This is a genomic window from Myxococcota bacterium (genome assembly GCA_039030075.1).
GTDB lineage: Bacteria > Myxococcota_A > UBA9160 > UBA9160 > SMWR01 > JAHEJV01.
This window is the reverse complement of sequence record JBCCEW010000020.1, coordinates 23,181-39,177: the sequence shown is the minus strand read 5'-3', so window position 1 is coordinate 39,177 and position 15,997 is coordinate 23,181. Positions and strand designations below refer to the sequence as shown.

Below are 15,997 nucleotides of genomic sequence, written 5' to 3'. Positions count from 1 at the left end.
AGGCCGTGCCGATGAAGACCGCGATTCGTGTGGGCGGCCCGACCACCGGCGGCCGCGAGCAGTTCGAGGCGATGCTCGAACTCGCCACCGAAGCCGAGAAGTTCGGGGTCGACTCCGCCTGGAGTGCCGAGGCCTGGGGCATGGATGCGATCGCCCCGATCGCGTTCCTCGCGGCGCGGACCGAACGACTGAAGCTCGGCACCGGCATCATGCAGCTCTGCGCGCGCACTCCCGCAGCCACCGCCATGACCGCGCTCTCGATGGACACGGTGACGAACGGTCGTTTCCTGCTCGGGCTCGGCAACTCGGGGCCCCAGGTCGTCGAGGGACTGCATGGCCAGTCGTTCGACCGACCCGCGACGCGCATGCGCGAGATCGTCGAGATCATCCGACTCGCGTGCACCGGCGAGAAGCTCGCCTACGACGGGAAGACGGTGAAGCTTCCGCTCCCGGGCGGACCGGGGAAGGCACTGCGCATCTCCCAGCCGCCCGCACGGATCCCGATCTTTCTCGCGACCCTTGCGCCGCGCGCGCTCGAGATGACCGGCGCCATCGCGGACGGCTGGCTCGGCACCTCGTTTACGCCGGACGCCGCCGACGCCCACTTCGCCTATCTGCGGAAGGGCGCCGAGAAGGCGGGGCGCCGCCTCGACGACCTCACCCTCTGCGTCGACGCACCGATCGCGATCACGGGCGATCCGGAGAAGCTCTTTCCCGTGCTGAAGAACCAGTTGGCCTTCCAGCTGTCGGCCATGGGCTCGCCTACCATGAACTTCTACAACGACGCCTACGCGCGGGGTGGATTCGAAGACGCGTGCCGCGAGGTACGCGACCTCTGGCTGCAGCAGAAGCGGCCCGAGGCCGTCGCGGCGGTCCCCGACGCGATGGTGATGCAGACCGCGATCCTCGGCGACGAAGCGGCGGTGCGCACTCGTCTGCGGCGCTACGCCGAGGTCGGCATCGACCTCTTGATGCTCCACCCGATCGCGCGAGATGGGACTGGGCGCCTCGACGTGCTCGGCCGCGCGACGGAGATGGTCCTCGAAGACGCGGGCGCCGCATGACCGCGCGGCTGCGGCTTCGTCGGGTCCCTGCGCATGCCCTACCCTGCCCAATTCCCAGAAGGAGGTTCCCGTGAGCGCCGCCGTCCTCACCCCCGAGCAGCAGGAATTCCAGGAGTACGCCCGGCGCTGGCTGGCCGAGAACGCGCCGCCGCCCGCGCCCGAGCGCCTGCCGATCACCCCGATCGAGGTGATGACGACGGGGCAGCGCGACTACCTCCAGGCCTGGCAGCGCAAGTGCTACGACGCGGGCCTGGTCGGCGCCGACTATCCCACGGAGTACGGCGGAGGTGGACACGAGGGCTTCCAGCGCATCGCCAACCTGGAGATGGGCCGCGCCCGCGTCCCGTTCCTGATCAACATCGTCGGACTCAACATGGCGGCACCGACGATCCTCGTGCATGGCACGGACCAACAGAAGAAGAAGTTCGTCCCGGGCTGCCTGTCCGGTGACGAGATCTGGTGCCAGGGCTTCTCCGAGCCGGGTGCGGGCTCGGACATGGCCAACCAACAGACCAGCGCCGTTCGCGACGGCGACGACTGGATCGTCAACGGCCACAAGGTCTGGACGAGCCTCGGCCACTTCGCGAAGTGGATGATCCTGATCACCCGCACGAGCAAGGACCACAAATACGACGGTCTCACCTATTTCCTCTGCCCGATCGAGGGACACGCGGGCGTCACCGTCCGACCGCTCGTCAAGATCACGGGCGAGGCGGGCTTCAACGAGGTGCTCTTCGAAGACGCGCGCGTGCCCGATGCCTACCGCCTCGACGAAGTCGGCAAGGGCTGGACGGTGGCGATGACCACCCTCACCTACGAGCGCGGCGCCGCGGAGAGCGCGGGGAGCGGCGGTGGCGACGGTCCCCATCCGACCCAGCGCCTGATCGACCTGGCGCGCGATACCTGGCGCGACGGCGAGTGCGCCGCGGACGACCCGGTGACCCGCGACGCGATCATGCAGCGCGCGATCGTCGCCGAGGGCATGAAGCAGAACGGTCGTCGCGCCCGGGTTCCGGCGCTCTGCGACCACCCGATGCGCCTCCCCCTCCAACAGAAGCTGACCTCGAGCGAGTTCGTCCAGGACAACGCGCGGCTCGGCGTCGAGATCGCCGGCGCCCACTCGACGCTCTACAAGCTGGACGAGAAGGCGCCGAGTGAGGGCTACTGGCCTCTCGCCTACATGAACTCCTACGGGCACACGATCGCGGCCGGCACCAACGAGATCCAGCGGAACATCCTGGGCGAGCGCGTGCTCGGCCTGCCGAAGTCGAAGTAGGCGAAAGGGACCCCATGGCCACGAAGAACGCTGCCCCGAGGAACTTCGGCTTCGGAGAAGACGAGACGCTGCTACGCGACATGGCGCGCCAGTTCCTGGACGAACGCCTCCCCGTCGAGACCCTGCGCGGCCTGGTCGCAGAGGCGCCCGAGCCCATCTACGACGAGGGCCAGGCCCCGCGCTGGGATGCCGGTCTGTGGAAGGAGATCGTCGAGCTCGGCTGGACTGGGCTGGCGGTGGACAGCGAAGACGGCGGCGCAGGTGTCTCTCTCGTGGGCATCGCGGGAGTCGTCGAAGAGGTCGGGCGCCACGCCCTCCCCTCCCCACTCGTATCCACGTTGGCCGCGAGCTGGGTCCTCCGCGAGGCGGGTAGCGACGTCGCGAAGGCACAGCTCACACGCATTGCGGAGGGCGCGACGGCGACGCTCGCGATCACGGGCGAACGCGGCGCCTGGGACCCGGGCGCACCGGCTCTCTCGGCACGAGACGAGGGCGACGATCTTGTCCTCGACGGCACCGCGTGTTTCGTTCAGGACGCGCTCAAGGCCGATTGCCTTCTCGCGACGGCCCGACTCGGGGACGACGTGGTGCTCTGCAAGGTCGCCCCGGACGCCACGGGCCTCGAGATCCGCGCCGATCACATCCACGACCTGACGCGCGATCAGGCCACGCTGCGCTTCGCGAACGTGCGAGTCGGCCCCGACGCCATCATCTCGCGCTCGGCCCTGCCCGCGCTCCAGCGCGCGTGGCCGGCGCTGCTCGTGCTGGTCTCCGCCGACCTCTGCGGCACCAGCGAGTGGCAGCTCCAGACGACCGTGGAGTACGCGAAGCAGCGCAAGCAGTTCGAGCGCCAGATCGGTTTCTTCCAGGCGGTCAAACACCCGCTGGTGAACGCGATGGTGGAGATCGACCGGGCGCGTTCGCTGCTCTACCACGCGGCTTGTGAGATCGACCGCGGCGCCGACGACGCCGAGACGGCGGCGCGGATGGCGAAGAGCGCCGCCTCGGACGCCGGTGCGTTCATCTCCGATCGGTCGGTGCAGCTCCACGGCGGTATCGGCTTCACCTGGGAGTGCGACGTGCACATCTTCTTCAAGCGCAGCCTGCACAATCAGGCGCTCTACGGAGATGGCGTGCATCAGCGCAAGAGGCTGGCGAGCGTGATGATGGGGCCGATCGGGTAGACCCGGGTCCGCCGCGAACCCCCGCGGCGCGGCCGCGGGAGGCCCCCTGCTCTCGCCCGGTAATTCTGGCCTTCCAAAAGAAAGCGACTTGTTACTTTCTTTTGGAAGGCGTAGGATGCGGGCATGGAAGCGCTCGACACCTCCCCCGCCGCCGCCCGGAGACCGGTCCAGGCCCGCAGCCAGCGTACGCGCGCTCGTCTCCTCGGCGCCTGCATCGATGTGCTCGCCCAGTCCGGGTACGCCGGAGCCACGACCACCGCCATCGCCGACGCCGCGGCGGTCAGCCAGGGCGCCCTCTACAAGCACTTCCCGTCGAAGCTCGACCTGCTCGAAGCGGCCCTCTTCCAGGTCCTCGCCGACGCTCGCGCGCACTTCGCGACGGCGTTCGCCAGGGATCGCGACGCACGGACGGACGCGGCCGGCGCCGTGTTTCGCCATCTGTGGGACGTGTTCACGTCTCCCCAGCTGCAAGCCGCCTTCGAGCTGTATCTCGCGGCGCGCACCGATCCGGACCTCGCGCTTCGGGTGGTTCCGATCATCGAGCACCACCGGTCGGAGATCATCGAGGGCGCGAAGGAACTCTTCCCCGACACCGCCCGGGAGCACGAGAACTACGCCGGCGCGGTGAACGCCTTGATCAGCACGCTGCAAGGGGCCGCGATGGTCAGCGCCTTGCTGCCGCCCGAGAACACGTTCGTCGAGACCCAGCGGCGCTCGATCGAGCGAATGATCCGCACCGAGTTCGCCAGGAGGACCCCATGACGTCGACCGTCACCCCGACGGGACAAGCCTGCGGCGCCATCGTCGAGGGCGTCGATCTCTCGCGCCCGCTCACGCCGGAAACCGTCGCATCGCTGCGCGCGGCCTGGCTCGAACACCACGTGCTCGTCTTCCCGAAGCAGCAGATGAGCGACGACGATCTCGAGCGTTTCACGCTCTACTTCGGCCCTTTCGGTCGCGATCCCTTCTTTGCACCAATCCCTGGACGGGAACACATCGCCGCGATCCAGCGCGACGCCGACGAGAAGACCGAGATCTTCGCCGAGGTCTGGCACACCGATTGGAGCTTCCAGGAACACCCGCCGATCGGCACCTGTCTGCTCGGCATCACGATCCCGCCCGAGGGCGGCGACACGCTCTACGCGAATCAGCATCTCGCGCTCGAGCACATGCCCGATGCCCTGCGCGCGCGCTGCGAAGGCAAGATCGCGATCCACTCGGCGAAGCTCGGCTACGCGAAGGACGGCATCTACGGCGATGGCGACCAGGCGGGTGGACGCAGCATGGACATCCGGCCCTCGGACGAAGCGCTCGAAGAGCGATCCCATCCGCTCGTCCGCGCCCACCCGGAGACCGGCCGCCTCGGGATCTTCGGGGCTCCGCTGGCGTACATCATCGGCTTCGAAGGCGTCGCCCCCGAAGAATCCACGGCGCTGTTGAAGGAGCTCCACGCTTGGCAGACCCGCGAAGAGTTCCTCTACCGACACCGGTGGGAGCCCGGCATGCTGGTCATCTGGGACAATCGCAGCGTTCTGCACCGCGCCACCGGCGGCTATGAGGGCCACGATCGGCTGCTCCACCGCACCACCGTGGGCGCCGCGCTCTAGCAGCGGCCCGCCAAGCACCGCGCGCGCTCACCCGCGCCAGGAGTTCGACATGACCCAGACCACCGTCGTCGACCGATCCGTCTCGGCCACCCCCCTGCCCCTGGATGCCACCGGGATCTCCGGTGCGTGCAACCTCTGCGGCCACAACTGCGGACTGCTCTTCGACGTCGAGGCAGGGAAGATCGCGAAGATCCGTCCCGACGATCGGCATGCGCGCACGACGGGCTACGTCTGCAACAAGGCCTACTCCATCCCGAAGTACCCCGCAGGATGGCGACCGCGACGGCGAGCTCGCCATGTCGGGGGTGTCGATCAACGTCCTGAGCGACGCCCAGGACCGCGACCCGTTCACGGGCTGCCCGCACCACAAGCAGATTCGCTGCCGGATCGACAAGATCGGCCCGAGCGCCTAGCTCCGCAGGGGCATGCGAGGCCTGGTGTGAAGCCGAGACTCAGGCGTCCGCCGAAGCGCCGCCCACGTCGTCCACGGCCCGACCGAGTGCGTCCAGCAGCTGGGACTGGCTGAAGGGCTTCTGGACGTAGGGGAAGGCGTCCCGCGTGGCGGGAGACGGATGCGCGTCCTCCCGGTCGAAGCCGCTCATGATCACGATGGGCAGATCCGGAACGCGCCGTCGCAGCGCCGCGGCGACCTCGTACCCCGATGCTCCCGGCAGCGTGAGGTCGACGACCGCGGCACCGGCGGCCCCACCCTCGCCGATCAACGCCTCCAGGGCATCCTCGTCTCCCGCCGCTTCGCGCACCGCGTAGCCGGCCGCGCAAAGGAAGCCGCGAGCAACGCGGCGGACCTCGTCCTGATCGTCGACGACCAGGACCGGACCCGCGACGGGCGGTGCGGGGGGCGTGTCGGGAAGCAACTCGGAGCCACTGCGCTCGCCGGCCGGCATGACGAAACGGACCCGCGTCCCGGTTCCAGGTGACGTCTCGACCCGAATCCGCGCACCGTGGCCCTCGGCGATGCCCTTCACGGCCGCGAGACCGAGGCCCGTGCCCTCCTTCTTCGTGGTGAAGAAGGGCTCGAACATGCGGCGTCGTGTCGACTCGTCCATGCCGCAGCCCGAGTCGGAGACCTCGATGAATACGCGATCCCGCGGCACGCCCGGGCTCTCGGCGTCTTCCCGGCCCCAACCGACGCAGATCCTGCCTCCATCGTCCGCGCAGGCCTCGATCGCGTTCTGCATCAGGTTGATCAGGACCTGATCGAGCAAGGCCGCATCGGCTTGCACCGTGATCGGTCGCGTGGGCCCCGCCAGATCCACGACGAGGTTCGGGCCGAGCAAGGACCGGAACAAGCCCACAGTGCCGTCGATGCGGGCGCCGAGATCCACTGCCGTAATCATGGGCTTCGCACGACCGGAGTAGACCAGCAGCTGCCGCGTGAGCTGGGCCGCGCGGTCCGATGCCGAACGGATCGTCTCGAGGCTTTCCCGCACGGACGCGGGGAGCCCCGGCTCGAGTCGGGTCAGCTCGACGTTCCCGCCGATCACGGTCAACAGGTTGTTGAAGTCGTGCGCGATCCCGCCGGCCAACAGGCCCAGCGACTCGCGACGCTGGGCCTCGTGCATGGCCTGCTCCATGTCGAGGCGATCCGCGTTCGCCGCCTCGGCCTGGGCGAGCGCGCGTTCGGCCTCGACCTCGCGCTTCTCCGCCAGCATCCGCAGAGACTCGACCCGAATCAAGGCGCGACGCTTGGCTTCGAAACTCGCGATGGCGAGCAGGACGCCACTCACGAGGGTCGCCGTCCAATGCCTCCACTCCGGGGCGAAGGGTCCCCCCGAGGCTGCGCCGGGCAACCAGCCCAGGACACACACCGCCATTGCCGCCAGGAACCACGCACGCGCGGTAAAGAAGTAAGCGCATGCCAGCGCAGTCAGCGCCGCATTCGTCGTCAATGCGGGTTTCGCGAGCGTGAACTGATGGAAGCCGTGGTGCAGCGAGATCGCGAGACACAGCGAGAACAAGAGTGGATGGGCCATCCGATGCGAAACCGGACGCCCGCGGACGGCCAACCACACGACCGCGCTCCACAGCGCAACGAAACCCGGAGACACCTCCATTCCCCAGGTACGCCGGGGGTCGCCGATCCACTCCTGGCCCGCGGCGAGCACGGCGAACAGGACGGCGGTCCCCGCCGCTGCGACCGGCACACCGATAGCGGCGACCCGGTCGAGGGGACCGCGCAGGGGATCGGGATGTCGTTCGACGGCCAGCCTGGAACCTCGCCCTCCCGCCGGGGCGACCGGCGGGTCGGGATCCGATCCGTGGGGCGCGCCTACGCGCCGACACCCGCAGGATAGCCGGGCTGTACCGGAGCCGGGGTCCGAATCCGGACCCCGGCCGAGAGCGCCGACTAGACCCGTTCGATGATGATGGCCGGGGCCATGCCACCGCCCGCGCACATCGTGGCGAGCCCGACCTGCTGGTCGCGTCGCTCGAGCTCATCGAGCAGCGTGCCGATCAGGATCGCGCCGGTCGCGCCGATCGGGTGGCCGAGCGCCATCGCGCCGCCGTTGACGTTCACCTTGTCGCGGTCCAGATCGAGATCACGCTGGAACTTCTCGGCCACGACGGCGAAGGCCTCGTTCACCTCGATCAGGTCGATGTCGCCGAGGGTCATGCCCGCCCGCTTCAGGATCTTCTTCGTGGACGGAACCGGAGCGTTGAGCATCAAGGTCGGGCAGTCGCCCATGTTGCCCGTCGCCACGACCCGGGCCCGCGGCTTCAGCCCGTGGTCCTTCGCGTACTGCTCGCTCGCGAACAGGATCGCCGCCGAGCCATCGACCACGCCGGACGAGTTCCCTGCGTGATGGACGTGCTGGATGTCGAGATCCGGATACTTCATGTTGATGAGTTCGCGGAAGGTCGGGTTTTCCTGATGCCGGTAGTCCGCGATCGCCGGGAAGCTCGGCGGGAGCTTCGCCAGCGACTCGGTGGTCGTGCCCGGGCGCGGGAACTCCTCGCGGTCGAGGGCCACGCTGCCGTCGAGGTTGTGCACCGGGACCAGGCTCTTGTCGAAGCGCCCCTCTTCGATCGCAACTGCCGCGCGGCGCTGGGACTCGGCCGCCAGGGCGTCGAGGTCGTCGCGCGGAATGTCCTCGAGGGTCGCGATCGCATCGGCGCACACGCCCTGGTGGGACTGCGGGTGAATCTCCTGCAGGTGCTTGTTCCCGGCACCCATCGGCATCATCCCCTTCTTGGGGAGCGACATCATCTCGGTGCCGCCCGCGATGACCAGGTCTTCCATCCCCGACATCACCGCCGTCGCGGCGATGTTGGAGGCGGTGATACCCGAGCCGCAGAAGCGGTCCAGGGTGACCCCGCTGGCCTGGACGTCGTAGCCGGCATCGAGCGCCGACATGCGACCGATGTCCCCCGACTGCTCGGAGACCTGTGAGCTCGTCCCCCACACCACGTCGTCGACGTCGGCGGTGTCGAGGCCATTGCGCTCCCGCAGGGCACTCAGCACGGTCGAACCGAGATGCTGGGGGTGGAGATGCGCGAGCGCACCCTTGCCCTGCTTCCCCACGCCACGGGGAGTGCGGCAGGCGTCGATGATGAATGCGTCGGACATGGCAGAGGCTCCTCGGTGGGCATGGCGGACTCGGGGGGCGGGACCCCTTCGAGTGCCGCGGACGGGGTGACGAACGGCGCCCCGCCGAGCGCGGGGTCGGAGCCGCAGCATACCGTCCTCGGCGCCATCGCTCGATCTGGAGGCGGGGAGAGGGCCCGAGCGCCGCCCGCGCCCCCTACCCGACCGGGCCGAACGTCTCCGCGTGGATGTGCTCCCGTGGAACGCCCCGCGCCTCGAGCTCGCTCTGGAGCCCGGCGAGGAAGCCCACCGGCCCGCACAGGAAATAGTGCGCGTCCGGGCGATCGACGAGACGCGCGAGCAACGCCGCATCGACGCGCCCGACGCTGTCGTGTGCCGTGTCCTCCGGGCGAGGCCGGCTGTAGGCCGTGTGGACGCGGATGCCGATCGCCCGCGCCGCGACGTCGCGCACCTCGTCGGCCAGCGGGTGGTGGTCTCCATCGCGCGCGCCATGAACGAACCAGACGGGACGCTCGGAGGCTTCGCTGGCCAGTGCCTGGAGCATCGAGACCATCGGCGTCACGCCGACGCCGGCGCTCACCAACACCACCGGGCACTCGGTGCAGCCGACCCGGAAGTCGCCGGCGGGCTTTCGCACGGAGAGGATGTCGCCCTCCTCGACCCGGTCGTGGAGGAAGCGCGACGCCAGCCCCTGGGGCTCGCGTTTGACCGTGATCCGATAGTGCGGGTCGGCCGGGTCCCCCGACAACGAGTAGGTGCGACGGACGGATTCCGTGGTGTCCGGCACCTCGAGCTCGACGGGCAGATGTTGCCCCGCGTCGAAGCGGGGCAGCGGCCCGCCATCGCGCGCGGCCAGGACGAGCGACGTCACGTCCTCGCTCTCGCGTCGCTTCTCGACCACGCGAACCGAACGAACCGCTTCGGCGCTGGCCTCGAAGCGCAGGGGGATCGCGCGGGGCAGTTCCACGACCTCTTCGACGTCGAGCGCGACGAGCCGCCGCGCCCCCGGAAACCGTGCCAGGTCGTCCGAATCCCAGTCGATCCGGGTGTGTCCCGTGATCTGCAGCAAGCTGCCCGACGTGAAGTCGACGAACAGGAAACCCGCGCGCGGATCGAGGAGCAGGTTGCCGAGCGTGTTGAAGTGGTTGTTGCCTGCGTAGTCGGGGAACACGAGACACGTCGGGTCTTCGACGACGACGAAACCGGGCTCGCCGCCGCGATGGGACGCATCCATCCCGAAGCTCGGACTCTCGCCCTCGCCGCGGTAGCCGCTGGCAATGAAGAACGTGTCCGCTTCCCGGATCCAGCGCTGCTGCGACGGAGAGAGCCGGTCCGTTCGTCGCGGGTCGCCGGGGGCCTCGCACACCCGCTGCCAGTTTCGCTCGTGAATGTACTGGGGACAGTTGCCGAAGCTCTGATCCACGCGGAACACGAGCGCCTGTGCGGCCTCGGCGATGCGCCCGTTCAGCCGATTCCGCCGTCGGGTCGCGAACTCGATGCCCAGCAGGCCCAGATCCGCGCCGGGAACCAGAGCGTCTTCGAGGGCATCCCCACGCGGGGGCCGGGCGTCGATCGCCAGCGACCGGTCGTCGGGCGAAGCCACGAAGCCCGGCTCTCCCGCGAGGAGCGTCGCCCAGGGGCGACCGCGCCGATCGCGCGCCGCCGCCACCAGGAAGGGCTGGGCCGCGTGAAACGCGCGGTGCTCTTCGGGTAGATAGGGCCGAACCACCTTGCGCGCCCAGTGGTCGATGTCGCTGACACCGAGCTGCGTCTGGATCTGCTGCTCGCCCGCGTGGAACGGAGACACTTCCGTCATGGCGCTCTCCTAACCTGCGGGAGCGATCAGCTCGAGGCGAATGCCACCGGGGATGCGGCACATCATGTGGCGGGTCGGGCCGGTCCCGAGGGACTCGGGTGCGAACTCCACGGCCACGTCTTCCCGCGCGGCGAGATCCGTGTGCAGCCCGTCGAGCGCGCTCGGGTCGACGCGCAACGCCAGGTGGTGGAGCCCGATCCCCCGTTTTCGATCGAAGGGGGTCGCGTCGGCCCCGTTCTCGGCCTGCCACAGGGTGATCATCACCGCGCCATCGCTCACGAAGACGGCCGGGTAGTCCGGGACCTCGCCGACCCGCTCGAAGCCGAGAGCCTTCTCGAAGAAGGCGGCAGCGGCTGCCAGATCGGGAACCGTGAGGCCGGCGTGATGGACACCGGCGGTTCGGGGCAGCTGGCTCATGGGATCCCTCCTGGAGTGGGGCCGGATGGCCCGGGTTCGAGGAGAGGATTTCTCTTTTCATCGAGCTGATAAATGGGCTCCAACCGATATCACTACTCCATTTTTCAGAGTAATCTTCGGCGATGGACAAGCTCATGGCCATGCGGTCCTTCGTGGAGATCGTCGATCGAGGCAGCCTCACCGCCGCTGCCGACGCCCGGGGTCGCTCGTTGCCCACCATGGTGAGGGTCCTCTCCAACCTGGAGCAGGAGCTCGGAGCCACGCTGCTGCGGCGCACGACGCGCAGGATGTCCCTGACCGAAGAGGGGCGGGTCTATCTCGAACGCTGCCGGCGGATTCTCGCCGACATCGATGAGGCCGAGGCGCTGGTCGGGGACGTGCGCGGCGAACCCCAGGGCCCGTTGCGCATCACCGCGCCGGTTCTCTTCGGGCAGCGCCATGTGGCGCCCGCGGTTGCCCGCTTCCTGCAGCAGCACTCCGCCGTCCAGATCGAGTGCATCCTCCTCGACCGCGTCGTCGACCTGGTCGACGAGGGGATCGACGCCGCCGTCCGCATCGCACGCCTGGCCGATTCCACGATGATCGCGATCCCCGTCGGGGACATGCGACGCGTCGTGTGTGCGAGTCCCGAGCTGCTCGCGCGAACCGGCATGCCCGAGCGGCCCGAGGCACTCGCAGAGCTGCCGTGCGTCCAGTTCTCGGGCATCACGCCGAGTCAGATCTGGCACTTCCGCGAGCGCGACGGGTCCGGGGCGATCGACGTCGCGGTGTCGGGCAGCTTCTCGACCAACCAGGTGGCAGCCGCCGTGGCCGGGTGCACGGCCGGTCTCGGATACGGCCAGTTCCTCACCTACCAGGTCGAGCCAGAGCTGCGCTGCGGCCAGCTCCAGGTCGTGCTCGAAGACTTCGAGCTTCCGCCGCTTCCGGTCCAGCTGGCCTATGCGCATGCCCGCTTGCTCACCCCGCGGCTGCGCGCGTTCCTCGATTGGATGAAGGCCGACCTCCGGGAGCAGCTGGGGGTCCTCTGACGCGAACGTGTTGCATCGCGGAACTCGGCCCACGGCTCTGGCACCCTCCGAGCGAACGCACTCTCACCGGGAGGAATCATGGCCGACTTCCAAGTCCATTTCGGGGACGACTCGTTCGTACGGGGCTACCTCGAGAACGGCCCGCCCGCCTTCATGCCGGGACACAGCGGTGTGCTGCAGATGATCGGCGTCCTGCTTCGCGAGCGCGCACCGGCCGATGCCCACGTGCTCGTCGTCGGTGCGGGCGGAGGTCTGGAAACCCGCGCCCTCGCGCAGCAGGAGCCCGGTTTTCGCTTCCTCGGTGTGGATCCCGCGCCCCGGATGCTCGCCCTCGCGCAGGAGGTCATCGGCGCTGAGCTCGCCGAGCGCGTGGAGCTTCTCGAAGGAACCGTCGAAGACGCACCACCCGGCCCCTTCGACGCGGCCACGTGCGTCCTCGTGCTCGGCCTGCTTCCCGACGATGGGACGAAGAGCGCCATCCTTCGCGGCACCCGCAGCCGCCTCCGACCGGGTGCCCCCTTCGTTCTCGTCGACCAGTGTCTCGACCGGGCGAGCGATGACTTCGAACGGCGGCTCGACCGCTACGCCGCGTTCGCGCGCGCCTCGGGGGTCGACGCCGAGGTCGTCGCCAACGCGCGAGCCGCTCTGGACGCGAACGCGGGCCTCGTCACGCCGGAGCGGGACGAATCCCTGATCGACGAAGCCGGTTTTCGAGACCGGGAACTCTTCTACCTGGGCATGGGCTGGCGGGGCTGGCTCGCCCGGGCCTGAGCCGTCGCGACGCCAGCGTCCTAGAGGAGCCCGTCCAGAAGCTTCCGCACGTAGCGCCGGTCGAGTCGTCTTCCGGTGATGAAGTAGCGGAAGTAGATCGCTCCGATCAGTCCATCCAGCACGGCGTCGACCGAACGCGGAGGCGCCACCTGCTCCGCCGCGATCGCGCGCTCGAGCGCCCGCGCGAGTCGCGTGCGCCGCTGGCGACCGAGCGCGTTCGCCACCCGGCCCAACCGGGGATGGCGCGGCAGGTGCGGAATCATCGCGCGGAAGACCGGCCCGATCGGTGTGCGCTCGAGCATCTCGATGGTGTTGTCGAGGAGCGCGTGCAGGTCGGCGAGCGCGTCCTCGCTCTCGGCCACGACGGGCACGTCTGCCTCGAAGCACGCCAGGACCGCCGCCTCGATCAACGCTTCGCGATCGGCGTAGCGGCGATAGATCGTGGGGCGCGAGACACCCGCGCGCTCGGCGACCGCATCGATCCGCGTCTGACCGAACCCCTCCTCGCAGAGCAGCTCGAGGGTCGCGCGCTGGATCGCCTCTGACGCCTCCTGGCTTCGCGGCCGGCCGCCGCGAGCGACCGCCGACCCTACGCGGACGCCCGCCAGGGCAACCTCCGCGAACGCCGCCGCTCGGCGCGTGCCAGCGCGTTCACGATCGCCGCCGCCGCCGGGGCGAACGCCGCCTCGCCAGCGCCGCTCGGCGCAGCATCCGTGGAGACCAGCTCGATTTCCATCGGCGGTACGTCGGACATGCGCGCGACCCGATAGCCGTCGAAGTTCGTGGTGGCGACCCGCCCGGCTTCGAGCACCAGCGCCTCACGAAACGCCATGCCTACGCCCCACACGAGGTTCCCCTCGATCTGGGCCCGAACGCGGTCGGGCGCGATGACCGTACCGCAGTCGTGCACGCACCAGAGCTTCTCGACGCGAGGCGCTCCGTCTGCGACGGACACCTGCGCGGCGACCGCCACGAAGGTCACGTGCTTGTACGCCGCGGCGGCCATGCCCAGCGTCGCGCCGCGTTCCTGCGCCGCGTCCCAGCCCGCGAACGCGCGTAGCCGTTCGAGCACGCTCGCCAAACGGGGATCGAGTGCATGGCGCTGTCGGAAGGAGAACGGGTCGAGATCGCCGGCCGAGATCAACTCGTCGAGGGCACACTCGACGGCAAACGTGTTCGGTGCCGCTCCGAGGCCACGCCACGCTCCCGTGGGCATCGGAGCGCGGACGTCGGCGAAATCGACGCGGCGGTTCGCGACGCGATAGGGCAGATCCGTCCCGCGTCGGGTGCCCGGATCGGGCGCCAGGTCGCCCGCCCAGTGCAGGTGGTCGGGAATCAGCGCCGACGAAATGAGGATGGGCCCTCCCGCCATCCGGTGATGCCAGTAGGCGATCTCACCGTCGGCATCGACGCCCGCCTGGATGCGATGCGAGAAGCCAGGCCCGGCGTAGTTCCACGCCGTTTCTTCTTCGCGCGTCCACTGCACCTTCACCGGCCGCCCGGCTCCTCGTGCCAACCAGGCGGCCTCGACACTCGCCTGGCACAGCAGGCGACCGCCGAAGGCGCCGCCGATCCGGTGGTTGTGCACGACCACGCGCTCGACGTCGAGTCCGAGGGCGCGGGCCACGTGTCCCTGGACGAACCAGGGATCCTGGCTCCCCGTCCAGACCTCGCAGCCCTCCTCCGTCACCCGCGCCACCCCCGAGCGAGGCTCCATCGATGCGTGGGCCGTGAGCGGCGTGTCGTAGCGCACGTCGATCTCGGCCGTGGCGCGCTCGCGACCGACGGAGAGGGAGCCCTCGTCCTCCGGCGTGTGGTCGAGGTCCCCGGACACGGACAGCGCATCGACATCGACGGCACGATCGACTTCCGCCACTTCCTCGGGCGTGAGCGCGCGCCAGCGACACGCCAGCGCTGCGATGCCTTCGGTCGCTGCCATCGGCGTCTCCGCGACGACCCCCACCGCGTTCGCCGGGCCCTCGACCACGGCGATCACCCCGGCCCCGCCGCGCGCGGCGTCGGCATCGAATCCCTCGAGCGCGGCGCCGATCTGGGGAGGACGCGCGACCGCACCGAAGGCCATTTCCGGCAGCCGGACGTCGCGGCTGTAGACCTCGCGTCCGCTGAGCAGTCGCTCGGCGTGGACGAGCGGCGCATCGCGCCCCACGACCCGACGCTGGCTCGCGGCCCGCTGGCTGAGCAGCGGAACGCGGCCCTGCTCGGCCGCCGGAAGCAGCGCATCCTCGTCGGCGGACAAGAGCTCGGCGAACGCGACACGCGCACCGGCCGCGGAGAACCGGCCCCTCTCGAGCAACAGGGCGCTGGGCGCCACGCCGAGGCGTCGGGCGGCGCGTCGCTCCAGCTCGGTGCGCAGCGTCGCGGCGGCGCGCGCCGTCGGCTCGAAGTACTCCTCGATGCTCTGGCTCGCCACGGTCATCGCGACCTTCTGGATCTCGTCGGTGCGCGGGTAACGACAGTCGATGTCGCCCAGCTCGAGCCCGAGTTCCTCGGCCACGACCTGGGAGAGGCCGGTGGCGATGCCCTGCCCCATCTCGGCACGCGGGCAGAAGAAGCGCACCCGCCCATCGCGCCAGAGCTGTACCCAGCTGAGCTCCGAGCCAGCCGACGGTCCGTCGAAGGACGGGAGCACGGGGATCAGGCTGCAGCCCGACAAGATCGTGACGCCCCCCGCGGTCCAACCCGCGGCCTTGAGGAACTCACGGCGCGAGAGCGGCGCCGTCATTCCGCACCCTGCGGCGCTTCACCGCGTTCGATCGCGGCGGCGCGGTGGATCGCCTTGCGGATGCGCGGATACGTTCCGCAGCGACACAGGTTGCCCTCCATCGCCTGGGTGATGCTCTCTTCGCTGGGAGCGCCGTCCCGCGTGAGCAGCGCAGCCGCGCTCATCATCTGTCCCGCTTGGCAGTACCCGCATTGGGGGACGGCGAGCTCGTGCCAGGCGCGCTGCACCGGGTGGGTCGCCCGCTCCCCGCCCAACCCCTCGATCGTGGTGACCGCGGCGTCACCCACGGCGGAGACCGGTGTGAGACAGGACCGCACGGCCGTGCCGTCCAGGTGGACGGTGCAGGCACCGCACAGCCCCTTGCCGCAACCGAACTTCGTGCCGGTCAGCCCCAGATGATCCCGCAGGAAGCTGAGCAGGCTCGCGCCCGTCCAGGCCTCGGGGACGTCGACGGTTCGCTGATTCACTCGCATCAGGGGCTCCCGGGCGCGGCAGTTTCGTTACAGATGCGTAACGTAACCGA

Annotated in this window: 15 protein-coding genes; 8 read left to right on the top strand and 7 right to left on the bottom strand. The window is 69.6% G+C overall.

Going from position 1 to position 15,997, the window contains the following annotated elements:
- Window positions 1-11 precede the first annotated feature (11 nt).
- The 6 genes from AAF430_19360 to AAF430_19335 all read left to right on the top strand — a co-directional run bounded on the left by AAF430_19360 (window position 12) and on the right by AAF430_19335 (window position 5,657).
- Window positions 12-1,064 carry an LLM class flavin-dependent oxidoreductase gene (locus tag AAF430_19360; protein MEM7412396.1) on the top strand — a complete coding sequence of 351 codons (1,053 nt, stop codon included), beginning with the start codon at window positions 12-14 and terminating at the stop codon, window positions 1,062-1,064.
- 70 nt (window positions 1,065-1,134) lie between these two features.
- Window positions 1,135-2,340, top strand: coding sequence for an acyl-CoA dehydrogenase family protein (locus AAF430_19355; GenBank protein MEM7412395.1), 1,206 nt, complete (start codon window positions 1,135-1,137; stop codon window positions 2,338-2,340).
- A gap of 14 nt (window positions 2,341-2,354) precedes the next feature.
- Window positions 2,355-3,524, top strand: coding sequence for an acyl-CoA dehydrogenase family protein (locus AAF430_19350; protein ID MEM7412394.1), 1,170 nt, complete (start codon window positions 2,355-2,357; stop codon window positions 3,522-3,524).
- Between the two features lie 123 nt (window positions 3,525-3,647).
- The gene (locus tag AAF430_19345; GenBank protein ID MEM7412393.1) at window positions 3,648-4,286 is read left to right on the top strand and encodes a TetR/AcrR family transcriptional regulator; all 639 of its coding nucleotides are present in this window, start codon (window positions 3,648-3,650) and stop codon (window positions 4,284-4,286) included.
- Complete coding sequence (locus tag AAF430_19340) at window positions 4,283-5,131, top strand: TauD/TfdA family dioxygenase (protein MEM7412392.1); 849 nt, start codon at window positions 4,283-4,285, stop codon at window positions 5,129-5,131. Before AAF430_19345 ends, AAF430_19340 begins: the two co-directional genes overlap by 4 nt.
- A 94-nt stretch (window positions 5,132-5,225) precedes the next feature.
- Entirely contained in the window at window positions 5,226-5,657 is a 432-nt protein-coding gene (locus tag AAF430_19335; GenBank protein MEM7412391.1) for a hypothetical protein, read from the top strand.
- Here the strand turns inward: AAF430_19335 and AAF430_19330 are convergent.
- The 4 genes from AAF430_19330 to AAF430_19315 form a co-directional block, all read right to left on the bottom strand.
- Window positions 5,584-7,296 carry an ATP-binding protein gene (locus tag AAF430_19330; GenBank protein ID MEM7412390.1) on the bottom strand — a complete coding sequence of 571 codons (1,713 nt, stop codon included), beginning with the start codon at window positions 7,294-7,296 and terminating at the stop codon, window positions 5,584-5,586. The genes AAF430_19335 and AAF430_19330 overlap by 74 nt on opposite strands.
- 203 nt (window positions 7,297-7,499) lie before the next feature.
- A complete protein-coding gene (locus AAF430_19325) occupies window positions 7,500-8,720 on the bottom strand; it encodes an acetyl-CoA C-acetyltransferase (GenBank protein ID MEM7412389.1) in 1,221 nt (406 codons plus the stop codon).
- 175 nt (window positions 8,721-8,895) lie between these two features.
- The gene (locus tag AAF430_19320) at window positions 8,896-10,515 is read right to left on the bottom strand and encodes a pyridoxamine 5'-phosphate oxidase family protein (GenBank protein MEM7412388.1); all 1,620 of its coding nucleotides are present in this window, start codon (window positions 10,513-10,515) and stop codon (window positions 8,896-8,898) included.
- A 9-nt stretch (window positions 10,516-10,524) separates the two neighbouring features.
- Window positions 10,525-10,932 carry a VOC family protein gene (locus AAF430_19315; protein ID MEM7412387.1) on the bottom strand — a complete coding sequence of 136 codons (408 nt, stop codon included), beginning with the start codon at window positions 10,930-10,932 and terminating at the stop codon, window positions 10,525-10,527.
- 122 nt (window positions 10,933-11,054) lie between these two features.
- On the opposite strand from AAF430_19315, the gene AAF430_19310 reads away from it, so the two are divergent.
- On the top strand, window positions 11,055-11,960 hold the full coding sequence (locus tag AAF430_19310) for a LysR family transcriptional regulator (protein ID MEM7412386.1): 906 nt from the start codon (window positions 11,055-11,057) through the stop codon (window positions 11,958-11,960).
- Window positions 11,961-12,038: 78 nt separating this feature from the next.
- A complete protein-coding gene (locus AAF430_19305) occupies window positions 12,039-12,731 on the top strand; it encodes a class I SAM-dependent methyltransferase (GenBank protein MEM7412385.1) in 693 nt (230 codons plus the stop codon).
- A 20-nt stretch (window positions 12,732-12,751) separates the two neighbouring features.
- On the opposite strand, the gene AAF430_19300 is transcribed toward AAF430_19305, so the two are convergent.
- From AAF430_19300 to AAF430_19290, 3 genes are read right to left on the bottom strand one after another with little or no spacing between them, the layout of a single operon-like run.
- Entirely contained in the window at window positions 12,752-13,267 is a 516-nt protein-coding gene (locus tag AAF430_19300; protein MEM7412384.1) for a TetR/AcrR family transcriptional regulator, read from the bottom strand.
- Between the two features lie 53 nt (window positions 13,268-13,320).
- Window positions 13,321-15,474 carry a molybdopterin cofactor-binding domain-containing protein gene (locus AAF430_19295; GenBank protein ID MEM7412383.1) on the bottom strand — a complete coding sequence of 718 codons (2,154 nt, stop codon included), beginning with the start codon at window positions 15,472-15,474 and terminating at the stop codon, window positions 13,321-13,323.
- The gene (locus tag AAF430_19290; GenBank protein ID MEM7412382.1) at window positions 15,471-15,947 is read right to left on the bottom strand and encodes a (2Fe-2S)-binding protein; all 477 of its coding nucleotides are present in this window, start codon (window positions 15,945-15,947) and stop codon (window positions 15,471-15,473) included. Before AAF430_19290 ends, AAF430_19295 begins: the two co-directional genes overlap by 4 nt.
- Between the last annotated feature and the right edge of the window lie 50 nt (window positions 15,948-15,997).